10 protein-coding genes are annotated in these 15,152 nt (G+C 42.9%); 9 read left to right on the forward strand and 1 reads right to left on the reverse strand.

Annotated features, from left to right (window positions below; translation table 11 throughout):
* Positions 1–41 precede the first annotated feature (41 nt).
* The 4 genes from exeM (at position 42) to CXF82_RS21045 (ending at position 6,592) form a co-directional block, all read left to right on the forward strand.
* Positions 42–2,714: an extracellular exonuclease ExeM gene (gene exeM / locus CXF82_RS21025; protein ID WP_102044886.1), complete on the forward strand. Its 2,673-nt coding sequence runs from the start codon at positions 42–44 to the stop codon at positions 2,712–2,714.
* Between the two features lie 1,071 nt (positions 2,715–3,785).
* Positions 3,786–4,223, forward strand: a complete 438-nt coding sequence (locus tag CXF82_RS21030; RefSeq protein WP_101092360.1) for a PaaI family thioesterase — start codon at positions 3,786–3,788, stop codon at positions 4,221–4,223.
* 107 nt (positions 4,224–4,330) lie between these two features.
* Positions 4,331–4,573, forward strand: coding sequence for a YgjV family protein (locus CXF82_RS21035; protein ID WP_101092359.1), 243 nt, complete (start codon positions 4,331–4,333; stop codon positions 4,571–4,573).
* A gap of 570 nt (positions 4,574–5,143) precedes the next feature.
* Positions 5,144–6,592: a catalase gene (locus CXF82_RS21045; protein ID WP_101092358.1), complete on the forward strand. Its 1,449-nt coding sequence runs from the start codon at positions 5,144–5,146 to the stop codon at positions 6,590–6,592.
* Positions 6,593–6,721: 129 nt separating this feature from the next.
* Here the strand turns inward: CXF82_RS21045 and CXF82_RS21050 are convergent, their stop codons facing one another.
* The gene (locus tag CXF82_RS21050) at positions 6,722–7,276 is read right to left on the reverse strand and encodes a TMEM165/GDT1 family protein (RefSeq protein ID WP_101092357.1); all 555 of its coding nucleotides are present in this window, start codon (positions 7,274–7,276) and stop codon (positions 6,722–6,724) included.
* A 664-nt stretch (positions 7,277–7,940) separates the two neighbouring features.
* Between CXF82_RS21050 and CXF82_RS21055 the strand changes: the two genes are divergently transcribed.
* From CXF82_RS21055 to CXF82_RS21075, 5 genes are all read left to right on the forward strand, one after another.
* Positions 7,941–9,140, forward strand: a complete 1,200-nt coding sequence (locus tag CXF82_RS21055) for an amino acid permease (protein WP_101092356.1) — start codon at positions 7,941–7,943, stop codon at positions 9,138–9,140.
* 199 nt (positions 9,141–9,339) lie between these two features.
* Positions 9,340–11,496, forward strand: a complete 2,157-nt coding sequence (locus CXF82_RS21060; protein WP_101092355.1) for a S46 family peptidase — start codon at positions 9,340–9,342, stop codon at positions 11,494–11,496.
* 923 nt (positions 11,497–12,419) lie between these two features.
* The gene (gene ompV / locus CXF82_RS21065) at positions 12,420–13,193 is read left to right on the forward strand and encodes an outer membrane protein OmpV (protein WP_102039592.1); all 774 of its coding nucleotides are present in this window, start codon (positions 12,420–12,422) and stop codon (positions 13,191–13,193) included.
* A gap of 22 nt (positions 13,194–13,215) precedes the next feature.
* Positions 13,216–13,674: a CC0125/CC1285 family lipoprotein gene (locus tag CXF82_RS21070; RefSeq protein ID WP_101092353.1), complete on the forward strand. Its 459-nt coding sequence runs from the start codon at positions 13,216–13,218 to the stop codon at positions 13,672–13,674.
* A 184-nt stretch (positions 13,675–13,858) separates the two neighbouring features.
* Entirely contained in the window at positions 13,859–14,749 is an 891-nt protein-coding gene (locus CXF82_RS21075; RefSeq protein ID WP_102044888.1) for a VirK/YbjX family protein, read from the forward strand.
* Positions 14,750–15,152 lie beyond the last annotated feature (403 nt).

Below are 15,152 nucleotides of genomic sequence, written 5' to 3' on the forward strand. Positions count from 1 at the left end.
ATAAAAATTAGCGGCAATATTATAAAAATGGGGTTGAATAAATGGATAATGTTAAAAAATTGTCAGTATTAGCACTGTCAATAGCTGCTGCTCTGCCTATGATGGCGAGCGCAGATGTAATTATTAGTGAATATGTAGAAGGCAGTGGTGGTAACAAGAAAGCGATTGAGCTTTATAACGCTGGAGATACGGCGGTAGATTTATCTGGCTACACTTTGATTAGACATGGTAATGGTGCCGCCGCAGCTTCGTTAATGGCTACCTTAAGTGGTACATTAGCTGCTAATGGAACCAAAGTGGTGGTTCATAACCTTACAGACATTCCTTTAGATGCGGGCATTGATCAGCTTACCAGTACCAAGATGACCTTTAATGGGAATGACGCTGTTGATTTAATGAATGGCACGACTGTAATCGATAGGGTCGGCATTCTTTCTTCTGATAATTTTGCTAAAGATGTCACCCTTCAACGTAGTGATGCTGTTACAGCACCTCAAGCCGCCTGGGTTGAAAGTGAGTGGATTGATAAAGGAACAAACTATTTAGCTGGACTCGGAGCTCGCAGCGGCGACTTCGTTGGTGGAGCGGGTCCTGGTCCTGAACCTGAAGTGCCAGCATTCAGCTGTACAGGTGCTACATTCACGCCAATCTATGATGTTCAAGGTACCGGCTTCAAGAGTCCATTAATTGCAGATGGTAAGTACAAGACTGATGCCGATTACACCGTTATCGGTGTTGTGACCGCTCGAGCAGATAGCCAAAAAGGTTTCTATCTGCAGGAAATAGATGGCGATGGGTCTCTATTCACTTCTGACGGCATATTTGTGAACACCAATGGATCTGCAGATGAAGCGATTCAACCGGGTGTTAAAGTTTGTGTTCAGGGTAAGATTGAAGAAAGTTATGGTCTGACACGTATCACCGATGTCGGAGATAATTTTGCTACTGATGGAAATGCCGAAGTTCCTGCGGCTGAGCCGCTTTATATTGTAGAAGGCGAAAGACTTTCTAATACCCTTGAGCGTTTAGAGGGAATGAAAGTTAAGCTCGATCTGGCTACAGATATGAAGGTCACCAGTATGTATGGTCGCAGTGGCGATCCTCTGGGTCTTGTCTTGTCGCATAAAGCGCCATTGATGAAGGCGACTCAAGTTGAAGCGCCGGGTTCAGATGCTGCAGCCGCTATTCAATCGAAAAATAAAGCCAACCAACTGCAAATTATTCCTAGCATCAAAGCACCAAATGGTACCGTTCCCTATCTTGCCGATTTCAACGCAGAGACTGGATATATCCGTATTGGAGATACCATCACAAACCTAGAAGGCATGATCGGTTATGGCTATGGGAAGTATCATCTTGTAGCAACCAACCAGATTGCTACAAGTGACATTTTACGCAGCGATAACGACAGATCGTCAACACCTGATATTGCCACTATGGGCGATATCCGCGTTGCCAGCTTCAACGTTCTGAATCTGTTCACCAGTGACAGTGATGTTGGTGGTACATTGAATGCCACTTGTAAAGATCAAGCCGATGCCGATAAAGCTAAAAAGAGTTGTGGTCGTGGTGCACATACATTAGAAGATTATCTAAAGCAGCGCACAAAGATTGTTAGTGCGCTAAAAGAGATGAACGCTGATGTAGTTGGTTTGATGGAAATTGAGAATAATGGTTTCGGTGAAACTAGCTCGATTCAGTATCTGGTCAATGCCTTGAACGCTGAGTTACCTGCTATCGATGCTTATAAGTTTATCGAAGCAAACGAAGCTGATAAGTACAAAGGTAAGTTCATTGGTAGCGACGCAATTACTGTCGGACTGCTGTATCGCCCAAGTAAGGTTAAGCCTGCCGGTGATGCGTTTGTTATCGAGACTCCAGAGCAACATGCTCCTGCTGGAGTGATGAGCCGCGGTGAAGGTAATGATGCTGAAACTAGCCCTAGTTATAACAAGTATCAACGTCACAGCTTAGCTCAGACTTTCCAGATCAATGATGAGAAGTTAACAGTTGTAGTTAACCACTTGAAATCTAAAGGCTCAAGCTGCTTAGAAGATTGGGCTGAATTTGCAGAGAAGAATGATCCAGCAGATCTACAGGGACACTGTAACGAGTTCCGTGTTTCTGCAGCCAAGGTTATCGGTGAATCACTCAAAGATATTGAGGGTGATATCTTGGTTCTCGGTGATATGAATGCTTATGGCATGGAAGATCCTATCGCTGTCTTGACAGATTATGATGCTGCAACTGCCGAACGTGAGATAGTTTCTGCTTCATGGACGACGCTTGAAGGTAAAGTTTATGAGCAAACGGGTAGTAAGATTGACAAAGGTTACGGCTTAATTAACCTTAATACTCAGGCTCATGGTGCTAGTACCTACTCATACAGCTACAGTGGCGAATTGGGTAACTTAGATCATGCATTAGCTAATGCAAGTGCTGCGGCGAGACTGGTAGACATTCAAGATTGGCATATCAACTCGGTTGAATCTATCTTGTTCCAGTATTCTGCGTATAACCAAGGCGATATCGAAATTTCTGATAATGCCTTCCGCTCTTCAGACCATGATCCTGTGATTATTGCCCTGAGCTATCCAGCGCCAGTAGAGCCTGTTGTACCTGTTGTCCCACCAAAGAAAGACGATGGTGGTTCATTGGGTTATCTAAGCCTATTAATGCTATCGCTATTTGGCTTACGTCGCCGTAAGCACTAATGGCAAACTAACCACGGGTTAGCCTGCTGGTATTAGAGCAACTGATAAGCCACCTTTAATTGAAAAGGTGGCTTTTTTATTGCTTAATTAGGCTACCGATAGCAATGATATCACTCGTCTTTAACTATAAATCGATACAAATGGCAGCTTAATGCACTAACGGCTCATTAACGTGTAAAAAAAGTAGTTTAAAACTTTCTTTTTAGTAGTGCTTTGATCACAACTAGGTCATAGAAAGGATTGCTCACCTCTTATGAATCACTATTGTAGTATATCGCTATTGTTAATATATCTATGTAAATAAGTGGTTTACGTATCTATTTTGTACGTATTCAGTTCGTGCGCGAGTACCTTTGTTAGCTTTATTGTTGTAATCAATGTTTCTATGCCTTAGCAGGGTAAAAATATAACTTTTATGTGCTAAATCGACGTAATTTGCTTGCAGCAAAAATGTTGCTGTATACACTGCATCCATAGCAAGGTTTTGTGAGTTGAAAATGTATGGAAGTTTTCATCATTTTTGGCTATGTAGCTATTTAAAATTAGAGTTAGTATTCTCGAAACAGCCAAGCAGCTAACTTAATGACTGTAAAGAGGGGTCGGTATTGCAGTTAACCAATGCTGCTAATGCACAGCCAATCATATTGATGACAAATATTTACAGCGCGCTAAAGCGAACACAGTCATTCAATGAAAATATTTAGCTGACACTGGGTGTCAGATTGAAAATCGACTTTAACACTTAGTTAAGCTAGTGCTGATAAAGTTAGATTTCAATAATTGTAATTCTCAACCATTTCAGTTCAGACGACCAGTTACCCTATGGCGCGTGGTTAGGCACATAAGTTGGACGTGAAAACGTATCGACACCTAAATAATAAGCTCAATCACGCGCCTATTCTATACACCGATAACCTTCCACTTTGCCAAAAATCAATAAAGCGTTACCGTTATGGTCAACGCGATGAACTGCCGCATAATGATCAAAGACTTATACTCATCTTACCTATTTAAACTTTTTTACTTAGGCAGTAAACTGTTAACAATAACTACAAAAAATGGATGTAACAGATGTCGATTTGGTTTAGACCCGTAAGCTTAGAAACATGTGCCAAAATGGATTCAGGGATGCATGGTAAAGGCACACTGATGCAAACGATGGGGATCACGATCTCTGAAGTTGGTGATGATTATATGAAGGCGACAATGCTTGCATCACCTGCTGTACATAATCCTTTAGGTATCGTTCATGGCGGCGCTAATGTTGCTTTGGCCGAAACCGTCGCCAGCTATGCGGCAAATTTCGCGGTCGATTTTGAGCAGTATTACTGCGTTGGCCAAGAGATTAATGCTAACCATTTAAAGGCATCACGCAATGGCATGTTAACGGCAACGGCCAAACCTGTGCATCTTGGCAAGCGCAGCTCAGTATGGGAAGTGTTGATCCACAATAGTGCAGGCGAACTGTGTTGCATATCTCGAATGACTGCGGCGGTGGTAAAACGTTAATCTGTTTAACGCGCAGTAAAGTACAAATAATTGAGCGGTAAGCTGTTGCATTAGTAAACTATTGCCCATACTCAATGTATTGTTTTTTTGTAAGCCTTGGAGCTAAAATGGATAGCGCAACAATATGGGAATGGGTAGGGTATTTAGCATCGGTGGTGGTTGCCATATCGCTGATGATGTCGAATATCAAAAAGTTACGTTGGTGGAACTTGGTGGGTGCGGCTTTATTCGTCGCTTATGGCTTAGCGATTGATGCATTGCCAGTGGCTCTAGTTAACTTTTTTATCGTGCTCATCGATATTTATTATATCGTTAGGCTCTATAAAGCGGACAAAGCTACCCCAGAATAAAAAGCATTACAGTGGCTCTATAGTGGCTTGATAGTATCAGGCCACGCTGCAAACATTATTAACTTAAAGCGCTTGTTTAGTGTCATGGATTACCTGGCCCCTGATTAAACCTATTACCTATTACCTATTACCTATAAGGCATAGCCTCGCAACTGAGTTAATCTTTTATCTGGTGTTAAAGGTAAAACCCCATCCACATTCTCTCTACCAAACTCCAGCTTAAAATTGGTCGAACAAGTGCAGCCCTTAGCTGCATAAATCACCGACCCAATCATACTATTATAGTCGTAATCGTCAAAACAGTTTGAGCTCATCTAATCTAATCGTTTTAATGTTTTCCTATGAGCGACTACTATTACTCCATCGACATAGTTACTCGTTATGCAGATTTTAGGAGTTGTACCATGGCAACTATTTATGACCTGATCGAAACTTGGGTTAATGCTAAGCGTGATAATTCGCTTTGTTTACATGCCCTCTAGCCCGTTTGTTTTCATACTAATATATTAAATATTTAAATCTGAAAACCGACTTTATTATAATGATTGATGTGAGTTCTAGGAGTTTATTATGGATAAGAAGAAATTGACTACAGCGTTTGGCGCCCCAGTATCTGACAACCAAAATGTTAAAACAGCAGGTAAGCGCGGTCCTATGTTGCTTGAGAATGCTTGGTTTCTTGAGAAGCTAGCTCACTTCGACCGTGAAGTAATCCCTGAGCGTCGTATGCACGCTAAAGGTTCTGGCGCTTTTGGTCGTTTCACCGTGACCCATGATATCAGCGAGTTTACTAAGGCTAAGATGTTTGAGTCTGTTGGTAAAGAGTCTGAAGTGTTTGTTCGTTTCTCGACTGTAGCTGGTGAGCGAGGTGCTGCAGATGCTGAGCGTGACATTCGCGGTTTTGCGATTAAGTTTTACACCGAACAAGGAAACTGGGATCTAGTGGGTAACAACACGCCGGTCTTCTTCCTTAAAGATCCACTTAAATTCCCAGATCTTAACCATGCAGTAAAGCGTGATCCTCACACTAACATGCGTAGTGCTAACAATAACTGGGATTTCTGGACGTTATCGCCAGAGGCTCTGCATCAGATCACTATGACCATGGGTGATCGTGGTATCCCTAAGTCTTATCGTCATATGGACGGTTTTGGTTCTCACACTTACAGCTTCATCAGCACAGATGATAAGCGCTACTGGGTGAAGTTCCACTTTAAGACTCAGCAGGGGATCCAAAACTTATCAGATAAAGAAGCCGCTGAAATCATTGCTAACGATCGTGAAAGTCATCAGGCGGATCTACTGCACTCAATTGAGCAAGGTGATTTCCCTAAGTGGACCTTATATGTTCAGTTAATGGAAGAGACGGCGGCAGGTGACTGTCCGTTTAATCCTTTCGATTTAACCAAAATTTGGCCGCACAAGGATTACCCTTTGATCCAAGTGGGTGAACTAGAGCTTAACCGTAATCCGGATAACTATTTTGCGGACGTAGAGCAGGTTGCATTTGCACCGACAACTATCGTACCTGGTATTGGCTTCTCACCGGATAAGATGTTGCAGGGACGTTTGTTCTCCTACGGTGATGCCCAGAGATATCGCCTGGGTGTAAACCATAGCCATATTCCAGTTAACGCACCTAAATGTCCGTTCCACTCTTATCACAGAGATGGGCTTATGCGCACCGATGGTAATGCGGGCCGCACAATAGGTTATGAGCCAAACTCTCAAGGTGAATGGCAGGAACAACCTGACTTTAGTGAGCCACCAATGCAGATAGATGGTGATGCCGATGCTTATAGCCATAAGGATGATGATCACTACAGTCAAGCAGGAGACCTGTTTAGATTGATGGGAAGTGATGAGCAGCAAAGATTGTTTGCCAATACGGCAGCTCAAGTTGGCGGCGCTGATCGACACATTCAGATCCGACACATCCAGAACTGTATGAAGGCTGATGTCGCTTACGGCGAAGGTCTTGCTAAGGTGCTCGGTATTAGTGCAGACGAGCTTAAGTAAAGGCAACAGCGAGTTAAAAGTCGCTAGGGGCTATAAGCTAAGCACCAAATACAGCTAAAAACCGAAGTTGCGGGTTAAGAACTGAGCGTTATCTCAGCCTTAGCTCGCAACTCGTTGTTAGCGCAACGGTTAAAACAGCAACGTTGCCACACCCAGTAAGGCGAAGAGTACGGCGCAGCCGCGATGGATCCAATGCAGAGGCAGTTTTTCAGCGCTAAAGTGACCGGCGATGACCACTGGAACATTGGCAATCAACATGCCCAGCGTAGTGCCCATCACCACCATGGCAAGTGCATCATATTTAGCGGAAAGTACTACGGTGGCTATTTGAGTTTTATCGCCCATCTCGGCAATAAAAAATAGGAAGAAAGTGGCTAAGAAAGGCCCCATCGCGTAAAAGCGGCTCTCCTCTTTATCGATTTTATCGGGAATAAGCACCCACAGTGCGATCGCAAAAAATGAACCCGCAACTAAGTAGCGCGCAATATCAGGGTTAATATAACCGATGGCCCATTGGCCTAACCAAGCAGCGGCAAAGTGGTTTGCAAGTGTGGATAGAAAAATGCCAAGAATAATGGCGGTCTTATTTTTGAAACGTACGGCTAAAACCAGCGCGAGTAGTTGAGTTTTATCACCGATTTCGGCGATAGCAACAGTAAAGGTAGAGGCGAGAAAGGCTTCCAAAAGTATTTCCTATATCGGGGAGGCAAAATTCCAAGCACAATACACCCCTCCCCAATATGAGTGGCATTGTGCTCAGGTCTTGCTGGGTTAACGACATAAGTCATTAACTGTAAGTACCACGGCGTATGGCCAATTATGTTGATACTTACTCAATCGATGCACACTTATTGCAAAGATTGATAGCTACTCCCCCGAAGCAGAGGCGAGCATTATAGTGGTTAGTGGACCAATATCAATGCTAAAAAAGCTATCAACGCCTCAAAATTGAGCAAAAAAAGTCAAACGTAAACTAACTGTTACTAAGGCTTTACAAGCTTATTGTCGATTCGTACTAAGTTGATTTTATGCTATGCCGATGTCTTGCCCACGCGGTTCGTAGCTGTTAATGTCGCTAACAGTCATTTTTTAGAGAAAGAGTCGTAATGCTGCAATCTTATCGATATAGCCCTCGATTTATACCGCCTCAGTGGCAAAGTTGATAAGGTGAATATCCATATTATTTAACTAAGCCGTTGGGGCCAATTGGAATCGCTAAGGTTGATGATGACCAGATTCGATTGGGGGCTGTTAATAGTATTGTTAACGTGCGAAAAGATCTCTCCCTCAAAGTCGTTCTAAATCTGATCTACCAAAAATAAATTATAAAATCTAACAGGACAATTTTGTGAACTCAAAAATACTTGGCTCAATCGCCATTGTAGCTGGAACGGCAATTGGTGGTGGTATGTTGGCATTGCCACTGGCTACTGCTTCTTTAGGTACTATCCCTGCACTGTTTTTATTGGTGCTAATTTGGGGGGTATCTATCTATACCTCGTTATTAATGCTCGAAATTAACTTACGTGCAGGCGTTGGTCTAAATGTACATGCCATTACGGGTAAAACTTTGGGTAAAGTCGGTCAACTTATTCAAGGTGGCTCATTTCTAAGTTTATTATTTGCGTTAACCATGGTCTATCTAATGGGGGGCTCATCGCTACTAGAGTCTAAGATGCAACTGGTTGGCATGAAAATGGACAATCAACTTGCTGTATTGATGTTTACCGCTATTTTTGGTGGCTTCATTGCGGTGGGTGTACGTTGGATTGATAAAGTTTCGCGTGTGTTATTCACCTCTATGATCGCCTTGTTAGTTATAGTGGTTGCCTATCTACTCCCTGAAGTCGATATGAGCCTGATGATGAATAGTTCAACTACAGGCATGGTTGGCGGCAGTGATTTAACTAACTTGTGGTTAGCGGCGATTCCGATTGTGTTTACCTCTTTTGGTTTCCACGTTTGTATTGCGACCATAGTGCGCTATTTAGATGGTGATGCGGTGTCACTGCGTAAAGTGCTTATTATTGGTTCTACCATTCCATTGGTTTGCTACATTTTGTGGTTAATGGTGACGTTAGGCACGCTGGGTGGCAAAACAGTTTACGGTTTTGAAGGCTCACTACCCTTGCTTGTCACTGCACTTCAAGGGGTCGCTGACTCGGCTATTTTACAGCAGTTTATCGACCTATTTGCCAACCTCGCGTTGGTGACGTCTTTCCTTGGCGTGACCATGAGTTTGTTTGATTATGTGGCGGAGCTAACGCGTGCAAAAAATAATGCATTCGGCCGAGCTCAAACCTGGCTCATCACTTTTATCCCACCACTCTTGTGTGCGCTTTATTACCCTGACGGCTTCTTTAAAGTGCTCGGGTTTGCCGCTATTCCATTGGTGGTGATGATTATTTTCTTACCTATAGTCATGGCTCTTGGTCAACGTAAGCAAAACTTAGGCGGTTATCAAGTCAGTGGCGGAACCGCTGCCATGGGCATTGCAGGCTTGCTAGGTGCAGGGATTATTGCCGCGCAGTTGTGGGTTGCTTTATAAAGCGTTGCCAACATACAGTAATCGCTTTGTAACAGATTAATTTAGAGTCTGTTTCTTGGCTAACATCTTGTGCTAAAGTCGAGCATCAATATTTGCATATTGGGCTCGGCTTTTTTGTATCTAGCCGTCTCATAAATCGATATTACAGCAAGTAAAAATAACAATAATCCTAAAATATCTAAAAAATGGACTTAACAAAATGAAGAAATGGCTTTTGACAGTCGCTATGGCGACCTCTTTTGGTGCAGTAGCTGACGAAGGTATGTGGCAACCCTACCAACTTCCTGCCATGGCAGACGAGCTAAAGGCAAAGGGACTTGAAATAGATGTTAACTCAATTTCAAAACTCACCGAATTTCCAATGAATGCCGTGATCAGCCTTGGCGGCTGTACGGCATCATTTGTGTCGCCAAAAGGCCTTGTAGTGACTAACCATCACTGTGCTTATGGCTCAATTCAATACAACTCAACCCCTGAAAAAAACTTACTGCGTGATGGCTTTTTAGCTAAGTCTTTCGGCGAAGAGCTTGCGGCAACACCGGGTTCGCGCATCTTCGTTACCGAAGACGTTAGCGAGGTGACCGATAAAATAAAATCGGGACTTGAGAGCAAGACAGGAAACGCATTTTATCAAGGCATTGAGCAAAGAGAGAAAGGTTTAGTCGCAGAGTGCGAAAAAGAAGATGGCTACCGCTGTCAGGTTTATAGCTTCCACGGCGGTCTTGAGTATTACTTAGTTAAGCAGCTAGAAATTCGCGATGTGCGTTTAGTATATAACCCAGCAGCAAGCGTGGGTAAGTACGGCGGCGATATCGATAACTGGATGTGGCCACGCCATACTGGTGACTTCTCTTTCTACCGCGCTTATGTATCTAAAGACGGTAAGCCAGCAGATTTTAGCCAAGACAACGTACCGTACGAGCCAAAGAGCTTCTTGAAAGTATCGGCAAAAGGCGTCAGCGACGGTGACTTTGTGATGGTGGCAGGTTACCCAGGCCGTACCAATCGTTACCGCACAGCCAATGAAGTGGAAAACACCTTTGAATGGGCGTATCCAGAAGGAAAAATGCTGCGCGAACGCTTTATCGACATTATTAAAGAAACCGCACCAGAGGGCAGTGATGAGCGTATTAAGTACGAAAGCTTAATCGCTGGTCTTGCTAATTACGCGAAAAACTTTACCTCAATGATCGAGTTCTACGGTAAGTCGACTATGTTGGCAGACCGAAAAGGGCGTGAAGCAGAGCTAACCACTTGGATCAACCAAGACAGCAAGCGCAAAGCCAAGTATGGCGAAACCCTTGCCAAGCTCGATAAGTTGATTGCCGAAGGTAACGAGCATCAAGCTCGCGACATTATCTTAGGTTACATCGGTTACACCACTATGGTGCCAACGGCACGTAAACTCTATCGTTTAGCCAATGAGAAAACGCTAGACGATATGGCGCGTGAACCAGGTTACCAAGAGCGCGACATGATCCGCTTTAAATCAAGCATGGAGCGTATCGACCGTCGTTATGCGGCAAGTGTTGATAAAGCCGTACTGTTTGATTTACTCAGTCGTTATGCGGCACTGCCTGCTGATGAGCGAGTGAAGGCACTGGATAGCGCTTTTGGTATTGGCAAGAAGTTCGATGCCAAGAAGCTGCAAAAGACACTGGATAAGATGTACGCCAAAACCGATCTTGATAAACAAGATGTGCGTTTAACGTGGATGGACAAGTCAGTAACAGACTTCAACAAATCTAACGATCCTTTCATCAAGTTTGCTGTTGCCATGTATGACACAGACATGAAAGAAGAGCAGAAAGACAAGGAGCATGCGGGTGAGTTAATGAAGGTTCGTCCTATGTATATGGACGCCATCATCGCTTATAACCGTGAGCAAGGTAAGCCAGTTTACGCAGATGCCAACTCAAGCCTACGTGTCACAGTCGGTCATGTTAAAGGTTACTCGCCTGAAGATGGCATGCGCGCAGAACCGTTTACGCGCCTTGAAGGTATTTTGGCGAAAGACACGGGTGCCGATCCATTCGATGCGCCGTCTAAGCAGCTTGAACTTATTAAGAATAAGCAGTACGGCGATTACTATGTGAAGTCGTTAGATTCTGTACCAGTGAACTTCCTATCGACGCTTGATACCACCGGTGGTAACTCAGGTTCACCTACCTTAAACGGTCGTGCAGAGCTAGTCGGTCTACTGTTTGACGGTGTGTACGAAAGTATCATTGGTGATTGGGGTTACGATCCTGAGACTAACCGTTCTATTCAGGTAGATAGTCGTTATATGCTTTGGGTGATGAAGTACCTTGATCATGCAGATAACTTGCTTGAAGAGATGGAAATTGTGCATTAATGATTTGAATAATCATTAATGGTTGTTTGAATGGCAAAAGCCGAAATACTTAGGTGTTTCGGCTTTTTTGTATCTTGTGCGTGGGATAGGGAGTTCAGCCGCACGCTGGTGGTTGAGATAATCAAACTCCGTTTGATAAAAGTCGTGGCGCTTCGCCCACACCCGAGCAAGGAGGACTGCTCGTCCTTATCAAGAACTTCCTTGTTCAAAAGCCAGCTCGCCTTCCATGGCTCTCGCTCAAAGAGTGCATCGTAATGAACTTCGCCCTTGCATCCACCATGACGCCCCGACGAAGTTACATGCGTTGAGTACAGGCCTCATGCTTGTGGATAAATAGCTAACGCTTCCGATGGGACATCTGATGTAAATGGATTTACAAATGCCGTGATGGCATGGATGCCAAGGAGTGGACTGTCCCGCGAAAGCTATACCCACGTCTGATAGGCAGGATGCCTGAATGTCTTGAAGTGCATGGATGCACGGGAAAGACCGTGTGGGCATTACGGCTCTTTCTTCAACATACTTCGGCAACTTCGATGGGGAATTGGTGTTTTCTATTCGTTACATGGGGTACTGACTTCGATGTTCTTAATTGAAAGCACAATAGCTGGAGTCTTGAGCTTTTCTAACCCAGTGCAGATACGGTCGTGACCATCCATGACATGGATGTCATGGATGTTATGGCGAGCTTCCATGGACGGACTTGCTGCGAGTCACGGGCGTATCTGCACATACGCCGACCGCAGGTCATTGGAACCACAGATGGATGATTGAAACCCAATGTAAACTTTTAACTGCTGAACAATGCCGACGAGTAGCACAACCAAATGTACCGCTAGGATACATTCGGATACAGAGTCAAAATTACAAGTCGAATATAGTGGCCTCACAGTCACTCGACAGATGTAAAAAAGGATTTGAAAATGAAAAAATTATGCTTCGCTATCACAGCAATTTTGGTCTCTAGCCACGCCGTTGCTGACGGTAATACCTATATTCGTAACGGTAATATATACAGCCATCAGGGCCAGTATTTTGCAGGAGCAGGCGCTGCGACTGGCAGTGAATTCTATAAGGGCCAAGACCATAAATCGGGTGTTTACCTTAACGGTGGTTACCATGGCGAAGACTTTAACGCCGATCTTGCAGGCATTAACTACCGCTTTTTTGGTGATAACGATAGCAAAATTAACTTCAGTGCCTTTGTTGTGGCAAACCCAGGCTTTGACTCTAGCGATGCCGATATTTTGAAGGGCATGAAGGATCGTAAGGTTAGCGGTGATTTAGGTTTAAACGCTGATATTCATCTCGGTAAAGGCACATTTTCGACTAAATTTCAGCACGATGTAACCGGTGTATATGATGGCTATCAAGCAGACATAACCTATTACCACCCAATGAATATAGGCTTCGCAGATATCGTACCTTACGCTGGCGTACATTATTTCAGTAAAGACTATGTTGATTACTACGCGGGTGTATCAAAGTCTGATGCTACAACTAAACGCTCCGCTTATAAAGGCAGCGGCGCATTTGCTTATAAAGCGGGTTATGCCTTGGTCGTTCCTATTACTGAGCATCTCGATATCACTCAGGCTACTGGGTATTCGCACTTAGGCACGGATATGGCTGATTCCCCCCTTATCGACAGTAAAAATCAGTGGGTTACGACGTTAGGCGTGAACTATAGCTTCTAATCAATCTGGATAAGAAAAACCAATGAAATCATTTAAAAATATATTCGTGATTGTGGGGCTAGCACTCATGCTAGCTGCTTGCGCGACACCCTACGATACAGAGAAAAACTTTTGGTCTTTCGGAAAAGGGTTTGAAACGGTGCAGATAGCACCAGACAGCTGGCAAATTAGTTTTGTCGGCAACACTAATACAGACAGAGCATTGACAAGAAAGTACGTCATGCTTAAGTCTGCAGAACTGTGTCAACAGGCTGGGTTCCCCTATTTTACCTTCACTAACGAGCAGACCAATCGCGATTCTGTTGGTCAATTCGGTGTCGGTACAACCAGCAGTAATGATCTACTTTGGGGCAGTTCTACTATTGATAAAGAAACCTCAACTGTCGTAGAAGTTACTGGCCTAAATAGTAAAGATCCTAACACTGGCTCTCGAGTGTATGACACCAATTATATTATTGGCCATGTCAGTATTGAAGGTTAGTTATCTAAATTTTGGCGCCGCTTATTATTTATAGCGCCTTTAATAAAGCACTTTAAATAACTCCCCCCCCCCAAAGAGATGTACCTGTTGGGGGGTATTCTTCCCGACGCAGCTATAGCGCTGTATTATTTCAATATTAAAGTTGTGCACTTGTTATTTGAATTAAACATTTGAGAAAAACATCATGAATATAATTGGCATGGCGATTGAAGCTAGTAGTCTTAAAAACAAGGGGAAGATAAAGTTTATAATTAAATTCATCATTCGAGCTTTGTTGAATCACCCTCACATAAAAAAGATGAATGACAATTTCTATCATGGTGAACGAAAAGCACTCTGTAAAAATCAACCAGATTTCCTGACTAAATTTTTAAAGCCTTACTTACGAACTGGACATAGTAAAAAAGAAATTATTGAAATTTTGATTAACCACTACAACTGGTTTGAACGCAAGTTTTCAGCCGATGCTCGCCATCAAATATATAATAGTCGATTAACACTTCACAGGATAGATATTGATGATCAATATTATTTAATCAATCTGTCATTTCATCTTAATCCGACAATGGAAGGGGAACTTACTCTTTCACTTACAGACTCAAAATATAAAAGATGTTATATTGTTTCATTTACAGTTGTCGATAATGATATTTATATTGGCTGTGTACAAGGCGGGGCTCATGATAATGGTTTTAGCCGATTATTTACCAAGGCGATTTATGGATTACGTCCTAAATCGTTTATGGTCGAAACATTACGCTTACTCGCCATTAATCTGGGAATAAGAGATATATATGCCGTAAAGGATTCAAGGCATATATATACTGCTAGACGTTACGGTCTAAAAAGAAGAAGAAAAACAATTAATCTTAATTATGACCGCTTGTGGGAAGAGCATAATGGTGAATCTCATGATGATTTTTTCTACAAACTACCGATTAATTCTGCTCGTAAATCAATGGAAGATATCAAGCGACCAAAACGAAAAATGTATCGTGAACGCTATACGTGGCTGGATGGCTACGGCCAATCACTGAAGAATACGCTTGATGAATACATAGAAAGGCATGATTAATGGCACAAGGGGTAATATCGCCCCTCCGGCAGCCTAAATGCACATTATGTTGCGAGAAAATGCTCCATAAAAACCTCGTTCGGAGACTTATATTCCAGTGAGGCTCTTCCTCTGGTATTGAGCGGGTGTCTTTTAAGGTGAGTTTTTATATTACTTCAGCTTATAGTGGAAATGATTCCGTTGAACTAAACAAACCATAAGCTGATTATGATTTTCAGGATTAAAAGATAGAGCTATTTCTAAGCGCTAAAGTATTTTTATTTAAGTTGTCGATTAATAATCATAAATTCTCGCTATTATATGGGGGTAAACTAGATCTTAATGATGATGAAGTAATCTAATTGTTTTTACCTTTTAATAATTGAAAGTTAAAATGAGATAAATAGACATGCTTATCCCACTG

Origin of the sequence: Shewanella sp. GutDb-MelDb, assembly GCF_002836075.1 — a bacterium.
In the GTDB taxonomy this organism is placed as follows: Bacteria; Pseudomonadota; Gammaproteobacteria; order Enterobacterales; family Shewanellaceae; genus Shewanella.